Origin of the sequence: Caballeronia jiangsuensis (assembly GCF_046030135.1) — a bacterium.
In the GTDB taxonomy this organism is placed as follows: Bacteria; Pseudomonadota; Gammaproteobacteria; order Burkholderiales; family Burkholderiaceae; genus Caballeronia; species Caballeronia jiangsuensis.
Window position 1 is genome coordinate 26217 of sequence record NZ_JAQQDB010000057.1, and the last position, 15027, is coordinate 41243.

Below are 15027 nucleotides of genomic sequence, written 5' to 3' on the forward strand. Positions count from 1 at the left end.
ACGGACACGCTCTCAAACTTACCGGGCGCGGGTCGGGCACCCGATTCTCCAGGGCGGTTCATCCGCTCATTCCAGCAGGGCTTCAGTTTCCGGCGTTGCGACTACTGGTATGGACCGGGTAGCGGGAAAGCCAGCCGCGCGTCTCAATGATTCGACCAGCGCATCTCGCTGCGCGCCGACATACGCAAGCGCGTCTTGCGTCGCTTCCCAGAACGAGGGCAGCGCCTGAGGCGCGAAGAGCTGTTCCACGACTGCCGATGCGTCGAAGTCCGCCGCGTTCGCAACCCACCCCGGAATGCCGAGATCGCTGTAGGCGCCAAACCCCTTACGTTCATAACTGAGATGAAATGCCGGTACGCCGTGCAGCAGCGACTCCAGCGCACCATGCAGCCGGACCGACACCACGACGTCCGGCGTATCGTGATCAAGAAGATGGCGCAGACTCGGCGGATCGTCGGATAGTCCGATTCGTCGGTAATACGCTGCATCGTCGTTGCCTCGGCCTCTGCTCTGAACGGCAAAGCTCAGACGGCATCGATCGCGCAATCCGTGGATGAGTTGATCGACCGAAGTCGCGTAGCGCTTGCGTTGAGATGCGCTCCAACTCGGCGCCTCGCGGAGCACCAACGCTACATGCCGGACAATGTCTCCACGCGAGGCAACGCGTTTCATCACCTCATTGCGGGCGCGCGCAAATTCGAGTACAGCCATGTCCGGAATTCGCGCGGGTCTTCCATGACCCTCGAGGAAGCGGTGCGAACGGTCATCGCGCACGCAAACCGAGGTGAAGGCGGAAAGAGCGGTACCCAGTCGTCTTGCTGCACAGTTCGACAGCGCGGGCGTGCAGGACATCATGGGGCCGATGCTTTGAGGCATGTAGAAAGTCGGTTTTCCGGAGGCGCGCGCAGCATCGACTTGCACCAGATGACCTAGTTCCAGCTTCACGAATTCGAGGCCATCGCGTGCTCTTAGATATCCGCCACCGACGCCAACGACCAGGTCGGCACGCGAGAGCCTTTCACGCAGTGTCATGAGTTCCGGCGTCGTCTGACGGCACAGCGTGCGTGCGGCCGCGACGATGCGTCCTATGCCACTGGTGGCGATGACTGGCGCAGGAATGACGTCATCGTATTCTGGAAACGATGCGGGTTCGGCTGCGACGACCGTCAGGTGAAATCGTGGGCCGAAAGCCTCACGCAACAGCGAAGCGGTTAGATCAACGAGGAGTCCATCGCCGGAATTGCGACGGCTATAGGCGTGTAGCAGCACGATTCTTCGAATCGACTTCATGACTTTTATTCATTTGTAGGCAGCGGGGACAGGCGCGTTTTCGTTTATCCCCGGGTGCGCAATGGATTACGTGACGCCGTGCGCACAGAACGTCAGCGGTACGAGCGCCGACAGTCAGGTGGCTAGCACGTCTTTTGGAGATGAGGCACCGCAGAAATCGCGATCGCTAACGAAGGCCAGCAACATTGCGCTCGCAAACCACTCGAATCGCCCCGATCACTTCGCGATCACTCCCGCCGTGAGCCCCGTGCTGATCAGCGGCATCAACAAACTGATCACGCGGTTGAAGCGCACGAGCCCGCTGCCGTCGACATAAACGACGTCCTTCGGCTGTAGCTCGAACTCGTTCGCCACGAGCATCGACACGGGCGAGCGGCTGTCGAGGTGATACACGCGCGGAGCGTCGCCGCCCGGCCGAATCACGAACATCTGCGCGGTGTCCGCCGTGTTCGAATTGATGCTGCCCACCTGCGAGAGCGCATCTGCAAGCGTGAGCCGGCCGTCGCGGCGCGGCGCGGCTGATCCCGGCTTGCTCACTTCGCCCATAATGTAGACGCCGTTGTCGTCGCGTGACGTGACGCGCAGCAGGTCGCCTTCCTTCAGATACAGCTTCGACGGGTTGAGCCCCTGCGCGAGCAGTTGCGGTACATCGATCCGATACGCATCGCCGCCGCGCACCAGCACGACGTCGCTCTGATCGGCGTTGTCGTTGAAGCCGCCGGCGCGCGCGATCGCGTCGTAGAAACTAAGCGGCACGTCTGTCAGCGAAATCGCGCCGGGATCGCGCACCTGGCCGTCGACATAGACCTGACGCGCGCGATACGACGCCATCCGCACGGTGACTTGCGGCTTGACGAGATAAGTCGATAGCGCGGCGGCGAGCTTTTGCTGAATCTCATCGGTGCGCAATCCGGCGACCCCCAGCGTGCCTGCGTAAGGAAAGCGCAGATTGCCCTTCTGATCGACGACGAAACCGGCCGCCGGATCGCTCGTTTTCGCGGGCCCCTGACTCTGGCCGGCGCCGAGCGCCGCCGCGAACTCCGGGTGATCCCAGACGACGATTTGCAGCACGTCGCCCGCGCCGACCGTGTAGACAGCCGGCGCGCCGAACAGCCGCTTCGCCTGCCCGTCCCGGTTTGCCTTGCGTTGGTCGGCATAACGCTTGGCGAGCGCGAGATCGAGTTCCGTGACGGGGATCGCGGGCGTCGCGGCGGTGGCCTCGATATGCGGGCCGGCATCGCCGTCGCTCGCGGTCGCGTCGGCGCTGACCGGCATGCGAAAGCCAGGCGCGAACTGACACGCGCTCAACATTGCCACCAGCGCGATGGCCGCGGCGGTGCGTGGAAAGGAGTCCTTCATGAATAAGTCCTGCGAATCAATACGCATTGCGATGAACGAAGCCCCGCGTGATGGTCGCGAGCACGATGCGCATGTCGAGCGCGAACGACCAGTTGCTGAGGTAGTAGAGATCGTGTTCGACGCGCCGCTGCATCTTCTGGACGGAATCGGTCTCGCCGCGCAAGCCGTTGATCTGCGCCCAGCCGGTGATGCCCGGCTTGATGCGGTAGCGATGGATATAGCCGTCGACGACGTGCTGATAGAGCGCGTCGTGCTCGATCGCATGCGGACGAGGACCGACGACCGACATCTCGCCGCGCAGCACGTTGAAGAACTGCGGCAGTTCGTCGAGGCTCGTGCGACGCAGAAACGCACCCACGCGCGTGATGCGCGGGTCGTCGCGCGTGGCCTGCACGACGAGACCGTCGTCGGTCGCGTGCGTGTGCATCGTGCGGAACTTGTAGATGTCGAAGGGCGTGCCGTTCGCGCCCTGGCGCCGCTGCGTGAACAGCACGGGACCGGGCGACGACAACTTGACGGCAAGCGCGATCGCAACGAACACGGGCGACATCCCGACGACCGTGCAAAAGGAGAAGATCCGGTCGAATATCGCCTTGCTGGCGAGCGCACGTGCCGTCAGCGGCACGGCGACGAGATTGATCGCAAAGGTGGAGTCGAGGCCGGCGGCTTCGCCCCGGAAACGGGTGAGCTGGTCGATCTCCGGAACGAAGCGAATGTTCAGCAGGTCGTCGCGGAAGACATCGAGAAAGCGCAGCAGCGTTGCTTCGTCCGTGAGCGGCAGCGCGAGCCGCACTTCGTCGACGCGCTGCTCGCGCACGCGGGCGGCGAACGTGTCGATGTCGTGAAAGAGCGCGACGCCGCCGACTGTCGCGTCGGCATCGGCGTCCATGTCGAAGAGGGCCTCGACGCGGCACGCCGAATCGGGCATGGCGGCGATGCGTTGCACGAAGGCCGCGCAACGCTCGCCGCGCCCGACCACCGCCACCGAGACGCGACGCACACGGCGCGCACCGGCGATCCGGTCGACGACGCGGCACAGCATCACGCCGATGGCCGTCGGCAGAAAAAGGCCGGCGAGCCAAGCGCGCGAAGGCTGGTATTCGCCATTCATCCATTTGATGATGCACACCGCGCCGACCTCGCAGAGCACCCAGCCGAGCGCCGGAAGGAGCACGGCGCGCGGCAGCGATACGCGGCGCATCGGGCTCTTCACGTAGAACCCGGACAACGCGCTCCACGCGAAGATGATCGCGAAGGCGGCGACCGCGCTGTCATAACCGGCGGTTACGCTGTGTCCGAAGATCCGTTGGGCTGTGAGCGCGCTGGCCGCGACGACGATCGTCTCGAGCAGGCGAAGCAGCAGATCAGGCCTCGCGGATAAAGCGAGCAGATGGGAATAACTCGGCAAACGCATGACGGGATCGGTGACGGAAAACCGGCTCGTCAATGTCCGCATAAAACGGCACAAAGGGCGAACCGATGTCCTCAATCAACTCCAGAAGCACGCGATGCTTTTCAGAGCAGTGAGGGCGCCAGAGTCTGCGACAAGCAGCCTGCGAGCAGATATAAGCACATTCTTAATTGCCGCTCATCGTCAGCGGCATGCAGACGTGCGTCCACGAAATTGGAGAAATGTTTGCCACGAAGAAAAAATGTGGCTGGGAGGCGGGGGAAGGGGGTGTTGCGAGCGTGCGTGCGGATCGCGGCGTCATTCCGCGATCGGCACGCACAGGTCAAGCGCTGTCGTTCAGATGAACATCAACCAGTTCAACAGAAAGATATTGACGATCATGAGCGTGAGCGCGGTCGGCACCTGCACCTTGATCACCGCGTTCTTGTCCGGAAGCTCCAGCAAGGCCGCCGGCACGATGTTGAAGTTCGCGGCCATCGGCGTCATGAGCGTGCCGCAGTAGCCGGAGAACATGCCGATCGCGGCCATCGTCGCGGGATTGCCGTGGAACACGCCGACGAGAATCGGCACGCCGACGCCGCCCGTCATCACCGGAAATGCGGCGAAGCCGTTGCCCATGACCATCGTGAAAAGCGCCATGCCGACCACATACACCGCCACCGCGACGAGCCGGTAATCCATGTTGACGTACGCGGTCGTCACATGCGCGACCGCCTTGCCCACGCCCGCATCCGAGAACACGAGCCCGAGCATGCCGAGCATCTGCGGCAGCACGGCGGCCCACGAAAGCGCATCGATGAGGCGGCGCGTCTCGCGCATCGACTGGCCGACGGTATCGCGCGTCATCACGCACGCAATCGCAAGCGCGATCACGCAACCGACGCCGAAGCCGATCAGCGTCACGTTCTTCAGCTCGATCAGCGGCACGCCGCCGAACACGAGGTACTTCGCGCCGAGCGTGAGGATCACGGTGACGATCGGAATCGTCAGCGCGGGCACGAAGAGCTTGTTGCCGAGCCGCACGGCGCTCTGGCGGCGCGTTTGCTCGGAGAGCATCTTGGGCTTCGCGCCCGTGACGCCGCCGAGACCCGCGATCAGCGCCATCGCCACGACGAGCACGCCCACGACCGGAACCGGAATCCAGTCGCCGACGAGAAAGATCAACGCGTAAATGAGCCAGAACACGCCCGCGCTGAATCGCTTCGGATGCGCCTTGTCGGTGAGAATCATCCCGCCGACGACCAGCAGGATGATGCCGACCAGATAGAAGAGATAGTTGATCGTGAGCGTCATGCTTTCTCTCCCACGCCATTGCGCGTAAGCGCTTCGAGCTCGCGCGCGAGCCTGCGATCGAGCAGCCAGAGCCTGAAGCCGTGGATCAGGAACGCGCAGATCGCAGTCGGGATGCCCCAGACGGCGACATGCATCGGCTCCACGACGATCCCCGCTTCCTTCAAAAAGGTGACCATCAGCACGATCGCGCCGAACGCGACGAAGATGTCCTCGCCGAAGAACAGGCCGACGTTGTCCGTGGCGGCCGAATAGGCGCGCAACTTGTGGCGCATCGCGTCGGAGAGCTTGCCGTAGCGCGCTTCGGTGGCGCCTTCGGCCATCGGCGCGAGCAGCGGACGCACCATCTGCGGATGACCGCCGAGTCCCGTCAGGCCGACCGCCGCGGTGATTTCACGAACGAACAGATAGACGATCAGCAGGCGGCCCGCCGTCGCCGCCTTGATGCTCGAAATCCACATCTGCGCGCGCTCGCGCAGGCCGTGCCGTTCGAGCAGGCCGATCACCGCGAGCGGCAACAGAATGATGAGCGGAATGTTGCGCGTCTTCAAAAAGCCGCTGCCGATCGCGGTCAGAATGCGTTCGACGGGAAAGTGCGCCGCGAAGCCGGTGATGATCGCGGCGGCCGCGACGATCAGCATCGGATTGAAGCGCAGCACGAAGCCCGCGATGATGACGGCCACACCGATGAGCGGCCATAAGTTGACTGCATTTGTCATTGAGATCTCCACACCGACAGGTAGTAAACGCGCCTCGAATCGGGCGCTCGCTTGCTAAAACGCCCCGCTTCGACGGGGCGTTCAATCTGCTGCTGAAAGCGTTCTATGCGGCGGCATGCGCGGCGCGTACTTCGATGCCCGCATCGGCGAGCGCGTCGCGAATGCGTCGGGCGAATTCGAGCGCGTGTGCGCCGTCGCCGTGCAGGCAGATCGTCTGCGCGTTGAGCGGCACCCATTCGCCGGACACGGCCCGCACGCGCTGCTCGCGCACCATCGCGAGCGTCCGGTCGAGCACGAGGTTTTCGTCGTCGAGCAGCGCGCCCGGCTCCTTGCGCGGCACGAGCGAGCCGTCCGCGCGATAACCGCGATCCGCGAACACTTCCTCGATCGCGATCAGTCCCGCGCGCCGCGCCGCTTCGACGAGCCCGCTGTTCGCGAGCCCGAACACGAGCAGCGACGGATCGAAGTCGTGCACGGCGGAGACGATCGCATCGGCGATTGCGGTGCTTTTCGCCGCCTGGTTATAGAGCGCGCCGTGCGGCTTCACGTGCGCGATGCGCCCGCCTTCCGCCTGCGCGATCGCCGAAAGCGCGCCGAGTTGATACAGCACGCCCGCGTAGATTTCCTCGGGCGGCAGATCCATTTCCTTGCGGCCGAAGTTTTCGGGATCGTTGAAGCTCGGATGCGCGCCGATGGCGACGCCCTTCTCGACGGCCCAGCGCACGCAATCGCGCATCGCGGTGGCGCCGCCCGCATGCCATCCGCACGCGATGTTCGCGGAACTCACGAGATCGAGCAGCGCTTCATCGGAGCCGCAGCCTTCGCCGAGATCGGCATTGAGATCGATTTCCATGATGTTTTGTGCAGTCGTTCCGTTGAATGTTGAAGTGATGCGCCGCGTCTGTCGCGCGGCTTTCGATTCAGGAGCCCGCGCGCGCGATGCGCTCCTCGTGCATCGCGATGGCCGTTTCCACCTGGCTCACGTATTGCCGCTCGTCGGCGAGCGCGTGACGCGCCTCTTCCACCGACGTCTCGATGAAGCGCACGCCGCCGTTCAGCTTCACTTGCGCGAGCTTCCACAAATCCGCCCTGATCACCGCGCCGATCTTCGGATAGCCGCCCGTGGTCTGCGCGTCGCCCATCAGAATGATCGGCTGGCCGTTCGGCGGCACCTGGATCGTGCCGGGCAAGACCGCGTGCGACAGCAGTTCGATCTTTTCGCGCCGTTCGAGCGCCGTGCCGGCGAGGCGAAAGCCCATGCGGTTGCTGTTCGGCGTGATGGTCCATTCCTCGTTCCAGACGCTCTCCTGCGCCGCGTCGCTGAAGCTGTCGTATTCCGGGCCGCGCAGCACGCGGATCGGCACTGCCCACGCGAGTCCCGGCGAATGTCGGCCGCGCCGCACGGGTTCGTCGACGAGCACGAACTTGCACCATGCAGGCGCCTTCACGCCGAACGCGGGCTCTTCCGGCGAAAACGCGATGCCCTTGTGCGGCTGCGGCACGCCGACCGGCAAGCGGTCGCCGTCACGCAGCGCGCGTCCGCCGAGGCCGCCGAAGCACGCGGCGAGATCGGTCGAGCGCGAGCCAAGCATCGGCAGGACATCGATGCCGCCCGCGATCGCCACATAGCAGCGCATGCCGCGCTTCGCCGCGCGCAGCGTCAGTTCCTGACCCGCGCGCACGGGCAGGCTCCACCACGAATAGACGGGCTTGTCGTCGAGCGTCGCGCCGAAATCGGTTCCGGTAATGGCAACGCGCGTCGCGTGCTTGAAGCGCAGAACCGTCGGCCCGAACGTGACCTCGATGCCCGCCGCATCCGCCCTGTTCCCGACGATGCGATTGCCGATTTCCAGCGACAGCGCATCGAGCGCGCCACCGGAACTCACGCCGAGATGCCGGTAGCCGCGTCGTCCGAGGTCCTGGACGGACGTGAGCACGCCCGCGCGAATCACGTCGATCATGTGCGCACCTCCAGCGCCGTGAAGCGCACGCGGTCGCCGGGCTGCATCAGCGTCGGCGGATTTCTGGCCGGATCGAAAAGCTTCAGTTCCGTGCGTCCGAGCAACTGCCAGCCGCCCGGCGACGCCGCCGGATAAATGCCCGTTTGCGCCCCGCCGATTCCGACCGATCCCGCCGGCACTTCGAGACGTGGCTCGGCGCGGCGCGGCATCGCGAGCGCGGGATCGAGCCCGCCGAGATAGGCGAAGCCCGGCTGAAAGCCGAGAAAGAACACGACGTATTCGGCTTGCGTATGACGCTTCACCACTTCGTCGACGGAAAGCCCCGTGTGCTTCGCGAGCGCAGCGAGATCCGGGCCGTCGGCGCCGCCGTAGCGCACCGGAATCTCGATTTCGGCGCTCTCCATGTCGGTCGGCTCGGCGGCGTCCCAGCCGCTTTCCAGCTCGGCGGCGAGCGTTTCATAGTCCGCCACGAGGGGATCGAACACGATCGTCAGATTGTTCATGCCCGGCACCACTTCGACGACGTGCGGCATGAGGCGCGCGCGTTCCGCCAGCGCCCAGATGCGGCGCTGGCAGTCGAGCGTGGCGGGCGGCGCGGCTTCGCATACGAGCGCGGCGTCGCCCAGCGAGTGAATACGTGGTCTTGTCATGCCTCAAATTTGCCTTTGCAGGGACGCGAAATTCGTCTGTTCGATGCTCTTCGCGCCGTCGCAGAATGGTACATTGTCAATAAATTATCAAGAAATTATCAATTCACGTTTTTGCCGAGGCGCGCTTCGCTCGCGAAAATAACGTTGCGCTACACTCCAACGCACTGCAAATCGGTCACCGCCATGCCGCGTCATCCCACCAAAATCGTCTCGTCCGAGCATCTCGTCTCCGAAGCCAGCGCGGAACTGTCGGAATTCGAGTACGGCCTCATCATGGCGGGCAACGCGTTCAATCGCTGGATGGTGCGTTGCATGTCCGCGGCGGGCGCGAAGGACATGACGGCGGTGGAAGTGTCGCTGCTGCATCACGTGAGCCATCGCGACCGCAAGAAGAAGCTCGCCGACATCTGCTTCGTGCTGAACATCGAGGACACACACGTTGCCACGTATGCACTGAAGAAACTCGTCGCGCGCGGCTACGTGCAAAGCGAGAAATCCGGCAAGGAAGTGTTCTTCTCCGCGACGCCGGCGGGACGAGAATTGTGCGGCAAGTATCGCGAAGTGCGTGAGGCGTGCCTTATCGAGACGTTGCGCGAAAGCGGTCTCACCAACGAGCAGATCGGCGAGGCCGCGCAATTGATGCGCAATGCATCCGGCCTCTACGATACCGCCGCACGCGCGGCGGCATCGCTTTAGTAGATCGCGGATTCGGTGACGATCGCGTCGAGCGGCATGTCGTGCGCCTCGCGCGGCAACGTGCGGCACCTGCCCGATTCATACGCGATGCCGACCGTCACAGGCCGCTCGCCATTCGGCCACGCGGCGAGCGTGCGATCGTAATAGCCGCCGCCATACCCCAGCCGATATCGATCCGCGTCGAAACCGACGCACGGAATCAGCAGCAGTTCCGGCACGACAACCCGCTCTTCAGCGGGCACCGGAATCCGGTAGCGGCCTTCCTTCATCGGCGCGTGCGCGCTCCACGCGTGAAACACCATCGGCGCATGTGGTTTCACGACCACCGGCAGCGCGGCTCCGCGCGCATCGTCGGCGGCGAGCCAGCGAGTGAGCGCGTCGCGTGCGTCGAACTCGCCCGCGACCGGCCAGTAGAAGCCGACGCACCGCGTGTCGTGCCGCGCGAGCACCTCTTCGATGCGCCGCGCGAGCGCTTCGTTCTTCGCGGCGTGGCCGGCTTGCTCGCTCTGCGCCTCGCGGGTCGCGAGAAGCGTTGCGCGCAATGCGCTTTTCGGTTCGCTCTTGGGTTGATCGCAAACGTTGCGTGCTATGCTTTCCTCCGATCTCAGGACCACCTCGCGCTCCAGAAATAAGATGTCAAAACGCCTCAACCGAGTATATCTCGTGGTCGGCGCAGCCCTTGCAGCAGCGACGCTCGTCGCCTGCGGAACTGCTTCCGCCGTCCGTCCCGATGCCGATCTCTCGCCCACGTCCGACGACCGCATCTTCCTGCAATTGCGCGATGCCGCTCGCACGAACGATGCCGGCAAGGCTGCCGCGCTCGCCGCGCAGATTCCGGACTATCCGGCGCCGAGTTATATCGAATACTTCACGATCAAGCCGCAGCTTTTCGATTCGCAAGGCCACGCGCGCATCGACGCGCCCGACGCGCCGGTGCTGTCGTTCCTGCAGCGTTACGACGGCCAGGCGATCGCCGACCGCATGCGCAACGACTATCTCGTCGTGCTCGGCAGCCGTCACGACTGGAAGAACTTCGAGCAGCAATATTCCCGTTTCGTTCTCAATGACGACACGCAGGTCAAGTGCTACGCGCTCGAAGCGCGCATGTCGCGCGGCGAAAACGTCGCGGATGCGGCGCGCGCGCTGCTCGTCGAGCCGAAATGGTACGGCGACGGCTGCATCGACCTGATCGGTGCGCTCGCGGAGTCCGGCCAGTTCACGAGCGACGACATCTGGCAGCAGATCCGTCTCGCCTACGAGCAGAACTACACGACGACCGGCTCGAACATCGTCGAGGCGCTCGGCCAGGAAAAGCCGAAGGATTCGCTCCTCGACGACGCCGTCAACAAACCGCCGCTCTATATCGCGCGCGGCGTGATGCCCAACACCCCGGCGCATCAGTTGACGCTGCTCGCGATCACGCGCATGGCACGCAACGATCCGGCGATGGCCGCCGCCACCTTCACCTCCGTCGCGCCGAGTCTGACGCCGGCTGAACGCGCGGTCGGCTGGGGCACCATCGGCTATCAGGCGGCGCTCAAGCGCATGCCGTCGGCGGCGGACTGGTATCGGCTGTCGGCGAACGCGCAATTGTCGAACCCGGCGTACGAATGGCGCACGCGCAGTGCGTTGCTCGTCGGCGGCTGGAACATGGTGCGCTGGTCCATCGAGCAGATGCCGCCGAGCTTGCGCGCCCAGCCCGCGTGGGTCTACTGGCACGCGCGCGCAGTGAAGCAGGCCGGCGACACGGCCACGGCGAACCAGGAATTCCAGAGCATCGCGGATCAGTACAACTTCTACGGCCAGCTCGCGCTCGAAGAGCTCGGCCAGAAGATCAACGTGCCGCCGCGGACCACGGTGTCGGACGCCGAGATCGCGCAGATGCAGTCGGTGCCGGGTTTCGCGCTGTCGCAGCGTTTCTACGCGCTGAACATGCGTCTCGAAGGCAATCGTGAATGGAACTGGCCGCTGCGCACCATGACCGACCGGCAACTGATCGCGGCCGCGCAGTACGCGAAACGCATCGAGCTGTTCGACCGGACCGTCAACACCGCGGACAAGACGAAGGCGGAGCACGATTTCACGCTGCGCTATCTGTCGCCGTTCCGCGATATCGTCGAGCGCGATGCACAGAACACCGGTCTCGACATCGAATGGGCGTATGGCCTGATCCGTCAGGAGTCGCGCTTCATCATCAACGCGCGCTCGGAAGTCGGCGCGGGCGGCCTCATGCAGTTGATGCCCGGCACGGCGCAACTCGTCGCGAAGAAGATCGGTCTTGGTCCGGTATCGCGCGCGCAGATGAACGACATCAACACCAATATCCTGCTCGGCACGAATTACCTGTCGATGATCTACAATCAATTCGACAACTCGGCCGTACTCGCCACCGCAGGCTACAACGCCGGGCCGGGCCGCCCGAGCCAGTGGCGTCAGGGCTTGCGTGCACCGGTGGAAGGCGCGGTATTTGCTGAAACGATCCCGTTTACCGAGACTCGCGATTACGTGAAGAACGTGCTGTCGAACACCGTCTACTATGCAGCGCTGTTCGAAGGCCGTCCGCAGTCGTTGAAGGCGCGTCTGGGCTATATCGCACCCTGACCGTCCGGACACGAAACCTCACGCCCGCGCGTCGCATGGCAGGACGCGCGGGCGTTTTCATTTTCGGCCCCGCCGTTCTGAACTGAAGCCGCATTCGTCAGGCCGCGACCCAAGAGGCGAACTATGCGACACCAACATGTAGCGCTGATCGGCGGTTCGGGTTTCATCGGCAGTCATCTCGTCAATGCGCTCGTCGATCTCGGCAAGACCGTGCGGATCGCGACCCGACGGCGCATCAACGCCGCGCATCTCACGCTTTTGCCCATCGATGTCATCGAGACCGACGTGCACGATCCCGTGCAACTCGCCGCGTTCATCGAACAGAGCGATGCGGTGATCAATCTCGTCGGCGTTCTCCAGGGGCATCGCGACGACCCGTATGGACCCGAGTTCGCGAAGGCGCATGTCGAGCTGCCGCGCAAGATCGCCGCCGCGTGTGCGGCGAAGGGCGTGCGGCGTCTCCTGCACATGAGCGCGATAGGCGCGGACAGCGAAGGTCCGAGCATGTACCTGCGCTCGAAGGGCGATGGCGAGAAGATCGTCCGCGAGTCGGGACTCGACTGGACCATTTTCCGCAGTTCCGTCGTGTTCGGTCCCGAGGACAATCTGCTCAATCAGTTCGCGTTCCTCGAGCGCATATTCCCGGTGATTCCGCTCGCATGCGCCGATGCGCAGTTCCAGCCGGTGTTCGTCGGCGATGTGGCGAAGGCGATGGTCAACGTGCTCGATCTCGACGCCGCCAACGGCCACGTCTACGAACTCGCGGGTCCGGGCGTCTACACGCTGGCGGAACTCGTGCGCTTCTCCGGCGCGACCATCGGCAAGCATTCGCGCATCATCAAGCTGCCGGAGAGCCTCGGCCGCCTTCAGGCGATGACCATGGAAATGGCGCCCGGCCAACCCATCATCTCGCGCGACAATCTCGATTCGATGAAAACGCCGAACGTCGCGAGCGGGCCGCTTGCGCCGGAACTGGGCATCGACGAGCCGGCGAGCATCGAGACCATCGCGCCGCTTTATCTTTCCGGCAATTCGACGCGTTCGCGCTTCAACGCATTTCGCGCCACGGCGCATCGTTAATTTTCTTTTTGTGATCGCATGAAACTCGTTATCGGTGACAAGTTCAACTCTTCCTGGTCGATGCGGCCGTGGGTGCTGCTCAAACATTTCGGCATCCCGTTCGATGAGACGCTGATCCGTCTCGGCCGACCTGACACGAAATCGAAGATTCTCGACGTTTCGCCGTCCGGCAAGGTGCCGTGCCTCATCACCGATGCGGGCGATTCGGTGTGGGAATCGCTCGCGATCGTCGAGACGATTGCCGAGCAGCACCCCGAGCATGCGATGTGGCCGCGCGACGCCGCCGCTCGCGCGCGCGCCCGCAGCATCAGCGCGGAGATGCACGCGGGTTTCGCGGACCTACGCCAGAACATGCCGATGGAAATCACGACGCACGCGCCGGGCACGGGCGCGACGCCGGGCGCGCTCGCGAATATCGCGCGCATCGAGGCGATCTGGGCGGAATGCCTGGCCGCGTCGGGCGGGCCGTTCTTGTTCGGCGAGTTCGGCATCGCGGATGCGATGTTCGCACCGGTCGTCATGCGCTTCAACACTTACGCGCCTGAACTGAGCGCGACGTCGCTCGAATACGCGAAGCGCGTCACGGCGCTGCCGGCGGTCGCCGCGTGGATCGAGGGCGCGCGCGAGGAAGCGCGATGAACATCTACGCAGTAGGCGGCGCGATCCGCGACGCGTTGCTGGGCGTGCCCGTGGTGGATCGCGATTACGTCGTCGTGGGAGCGACGCCCGAGCAGATGGTGGCGCAGGGATATCGGCCGGTCGGGAAGGACTTTCCGGTTTTTCTGCATCCCGAGACCCACGAGGAATACGCGCTCGCGCGCACGGAGCGCAAGACGGCGGCGGGCTACCACGGCTTCCAGTTTTACTTTTCGCCCGATGTGACGCTCGAGGAAGATCTGGCGCGGCGCGATCTCACGATCAACGCGATGGCGCGTGAGGTCACGCCGGCGGGCGAGCTGACCGGGCCGGTCATCGATCCGTTCAACGGCGCGGCCGATCTCAGGGACAAGCTGTTCCGGCATGTTGGCGATGCGTTCATCGAAGATCCGGTGCGCATTCTGCGGCTTGCGCGCTTCGCGGCGCGTTTCGCGGATTTCGATGTCGCGCCGGAAACTGCCGAACTGATGAAGAAGATGGTCGCGGCGGGCGAGGTCGATGCGCTCGTGCCCGAGCGCGTATGGCAGGAAGTGTCGCGCGGACTAATGGAGACGAAGCCGTCGCGCATGTTCGAGGTGCTACGCGAATGCGGCGCGCTCGCGCGGATTCTTCCGGAAGTCGATGCCTTGTGGGGCGTGCCACAGCGCGCGGACTATCACCCGGAAGTGGATACGGGCGTGCATGTGATGATGGTGCTCGACTACGCTGCGTCGCAGAGATTCGCGTTGCCGGTGCGCTTTGCGGCGCTCACGCACGACCTTGGTAAGGCGACGACGCCGGAGGACATCTTGCCGCGTCATATCGGCCATGAGGGGCGAAGCGTCGATCTGTTGCGGCCGCTTTGCGAGCGGTTGCGCGTGCCGAACGAATGCCGCGATCTGGCGATGCTCGTCGCGCGTGAGCACGGCAATATTCATCGCGTCATGGAGATGGGCGCGGCGGCGCTTGTCAGGCTGTTTGAACGCTCGGATGCCTTGCGCAAGCCGGCGCGGTTTGCTGAAGCGCTGCAAGCGTGTCTTGCGGATGCGCGCGGGCGGCTCGGGTTGGAGCAGCAGGCTTATCCGCAGGCGGAGCGGCTGAGGGAGGCGCTGGTCGCAGCGCGGGCGGTCGATGCGGGGGCGGTCGCGCAGGAGTTTGCGGATCAGCCTTCCAGGATCAAGGATGCCGTGCATGATGCGCGGGTCTCGGCGGTGAAGGGGGCGTTGGGGGGATGAGGTTTGGTTTTTTTTCGCCGGATCCCGTTATCGGGTCGGTCTATTAGCACTGCCCCTGTGCGGGGCGGCAGTCACTTTCTTTGCTGCTGCAAAGAAAGT

The 15027-nt window shown here is 64.3% G+C and carries 14 protein-coding genes; 5 read left to right on the forward strand and 9 right to left on the reverse strand.

The genetic code is table 11. The annotated features are described in order from the left end of the window. Nucleotides 1-66: 66 nt before the first annotated feature. The 8 genes from PQR08_RS35425 to pxpB all read right to left on the reverse strand — a co-directional run bounded on the left by PQR08_RS35425 (nt 67) and on the right by pxpB (nt 8680). Nucleotides 67-1290, reverse strand: coding sequence for a polysaccharide pyruvyl transferase family protein (locus PQR08_RS35425; protein ID WP_408164024.1), 1224 nt, complete (start codon nt 1288-1290; stop codon nt 67-69). A 216-nt stretch (nt 1291-1506) separates the two neighbouring features. Continuing rightward, entirely contained in the window at nt 1507-2649 is a 1143-nt protein-coding gene (locus PQR08_RS35430) for a polysaccharide biosynthesis/export family protein (protein ID WP_408164026.1), read from the reverse strand. A 16-nt stretch (nt 2650-2665) separates the two neighbouring features. Further along, nucleotides 2666-4063, reverse strand: coding sequence for an undecaprenyl-phosphate glucose phosphotransferase (locus tag PQR08_RS35435; RefSeq protein ID WP_408164027.1), 1398 nt, complete (start codon nt 4061-4063; stop codon nt 2666-2668). A 333-nt stretch (nt 4064-4396) separates the two neighbouring features. Beyond that, complete coding sequence (locus tag PQR08_RS35440) at nt 4397-5353, reverse strand: DUF979 domain-containing protein (RefSeq protein ID WP_408164029.1); 957 nt, start codon at nt 5351-5353, stop codon at nt 4397-4399. Then, nucleotides 5350-6069 (reverse strand): DUF969 domain-containing protein, encoded by a 720-nt coding sequence (locus PQR08_RS35445; protein ID WP_408164031.1) that lies wholly within the window; start codon nt 6067-6069, stop codon nt 5350-5352. Before PQR08_RS35445 ends, PQR08_RS35440 begins: the two co-directional genes overlap by 4 nt. A 103-nt stretch (nt 6070-6172) precedes the next feature. Continuing rightward, complete coding sequence (gene pxpA / locus PQR08_RS35450) at nt 6173-6922, reverse strand: 5-oxoprolinase subunit PxpA (protein WP_035499235.1); 750 nt, start codon at nt 6920-6922, stop codon at nt 6173-6175. A gap of 67 nt (nt 6923-6989) precedes the next feature. Beyond that, nucleotides 6990-8030 carry a 5-oxoprolinase subunit C family protein gene (locus PQR08_RS35455; protein WP_238218138.1) on the reverse strand — a complete coding sequence of 347 codons (1041 nt, stop codon included), beginning with the start codon at nt 8028-8030 and terminating at the stop codon, nt 6990-6992. Next, the gene (gene pxpB / locus PQR08_RS35460; RefSeq protein WP_408164033.1) at nt 8027-8680 is read right to left on the reverse strand and encodes a 5-oxoprolinase subunit PxpB; all 654 of its coding nucleotides are present in this window, start codon (nt 8678-8680) and stop codon (nt 8027-8029) included. Before pxpB ends, PQR08_RS35455 begins: the two co-directional genes overlap by 4 nt. A 183-nt stretch (nt 8681-8863) precedes the next feature. Between pxpB and PQR08_RS35465 the strand changes: the two genes are divergently transcribed. Continuing rightward, a complete protein-coding gene (locus tag PQR08_RS35465) occupies nt 8864-9376 on the forward strand; it encodes a winged helix DNA-binding protein (protein WP_008352632.1) in 513 nt (170 codons plus the stop codon). On the opposite strand, the gene PQR08_RS35470 is transcribed toward PQR08_RS35465, so the two are convergent. After that, the gene (locus tag PQR08_RS35470) at nt 9373-10002 is read right to left on the reverse strand and encodes a 5-formyltetrahydrofolate cyclo-ligase (RefSeq protein ID WP_408164043.1); all 630 of its coding nucleotides are present in this window, start codon (nt 10000-10002) and stop codon (nt 9373-9375) included. The two genes, PQR08_RS35465 and PQR08_RS35470, sit on opposite strands and share 4 nt — an antisense overlap. A gap of 7 nt (nt 10003-10009) precedes the next feature. On the opposite strand from PQR08_RS35470, the gene PQR08_RS35475 reads away from it, so the two are divergent. The 4 genes from PQR08_RS35475 to PQR08_RS35490 all read left to right on the forward strand — a co-directional run bounded on the left by PQR08_RS35475 (nt 10010) and on the right by PQR08_RS35490 (nt 14928). Next, nucleotides 10010-11977 carry a lytic transglycosylase domain-containing protein gene (locus PQR08_RS35475; protein WP_408164035.1) on the forward strand — a complete coding sequence of 656 codons (1968 nt, stop codon included), beginning with the start codon at nt 10010-10012 and terminating at the stop codon, nt 11975-11977. Nucleotides 11978-12100: 123 nt separating this feature from the next. Beyond that, entirely contained in the window at nt 12101-13057 is a 957-nt protein-coding gene (locus tag PQR08_RS35480) for a complex I NDUFA9 subunit family protein (protein ID WP_408164037.1), read from the forward strand. 18 nt (nt 13058-13075) lie between these two features. Continuing rightward, complete coding sequence (locus PQR08_RS35485) at nt 13076-13696, forward strand: glutathione S-transferase family protein (protein WP_408164039.1); 621 nt, start codon at nt 13076-13078, stop codon at nt 13694-13696. After that, nucleotides 13693-14928 carry a multifunctional CCA addition/repair protein gene (locus PQR08_RS35490; protein ID WP_408164041.1) on the forward strand — a complete coding sequence of 412 codons (1236 nt, stop codon included), beginning with the start codon at nt 13693-13695 and terminating at the stop codon, nt 14926-14928. The genes PQR08_RS35485 and PQR08_RS35490 overlap by 4 nt, the downstream gene beginning before the upstream one ends. Nucleotides 14929-15027: the final 99 nt, after the last annotated feature.

Coding starts and splice junctions, on each gene's coding strand:
- PQR08_RS35455 (WP_238218138.1), bottom strand. CDS start 8,030: ATGATCGACGTGATTCGCGCGGGCGTGCTCACGTCCGTCCAGGACCTC.
- PQR08_RS35445 (WP_408164031.1), bottom strand. CDS start 6,069: ATGACAAATGCAGTCAACTTATGGCCGCTCATCGGTGTGGCCGTCATC.
- PQR08_RS35425 (WP_408164024.1), bottom strand. CDS start 1,290: ATGAAGTCGATTCGAAGAATCGTGCTGCTACACGCCTATAGCCGTCGC.
- PQR08_RS35480 (WP_408164037.1), top strand. CDS start 12,101: ATGCGACACCAACATGTAGCGCTGATCGGCGGTTCGGGTTTCATCGGC.
- PQR08_RS35485 (WP_408164039.1), top strand. CDS start 13,076: ATGAAACTCGTTATCGGTGACAAGTTCAACTCTTCCTGGTCGATGCGG.
- PQR08_RS35430 (WP_408164026.1), bottom strand. CDS start 2,649: ATGAAGGACTCCTTTCCACGCACCGCCGCGGCCATCGCGCTGGTGGCA.
- pxpA (WP_035499235.1), bottom strand. CDS start 6,922: ATGGAAATCGATCTCAATGCCGATCTCGGCGAAGGCTGCGGCTCCGAT.
- PQR08_RS35475 (WP_408164035.1), top strand. CDS start 10,010: ATGTCAAAACGCCTCAACCGAGTATATCTCGTGGTCGGCGCAGCCCTT.
- PQR08_RS35435 (WP_408164027.1), bottom strand. CDS start 4,063: ATGCGTTTGCCGAGTTATTCCCATCTGCTCGCTTTATCCGCGAGGCCT.
- PQR08_RS35465 (WP_008352632.1), top strand. CDS start 8,864: ATGCCGCGTCATCCCACCAAAATCGTCTCGTCCGAGCATCTCGTCTCC.
- PQR08_RS35440 (WP_408164029.1), bottom strand. CDS start 5,353: ATGACGCTCACGATCAACTATCTCTTCTATCTGGTCGGCATCATCCTG.
- PQR08_RS35490 (WP_408164041.1), top strand. CDS start 13,693: ATGAACATCTACGCAGTAGGCGGCGCGATCCGCGACGCGTTGCTGGGC.
- pxpB (WP_408164033.1), bottom strand. CDS start 8,680: ATGACAAGACCACGTATTCACTCGCTGGGCGACGCCGCGCTCGTATGC.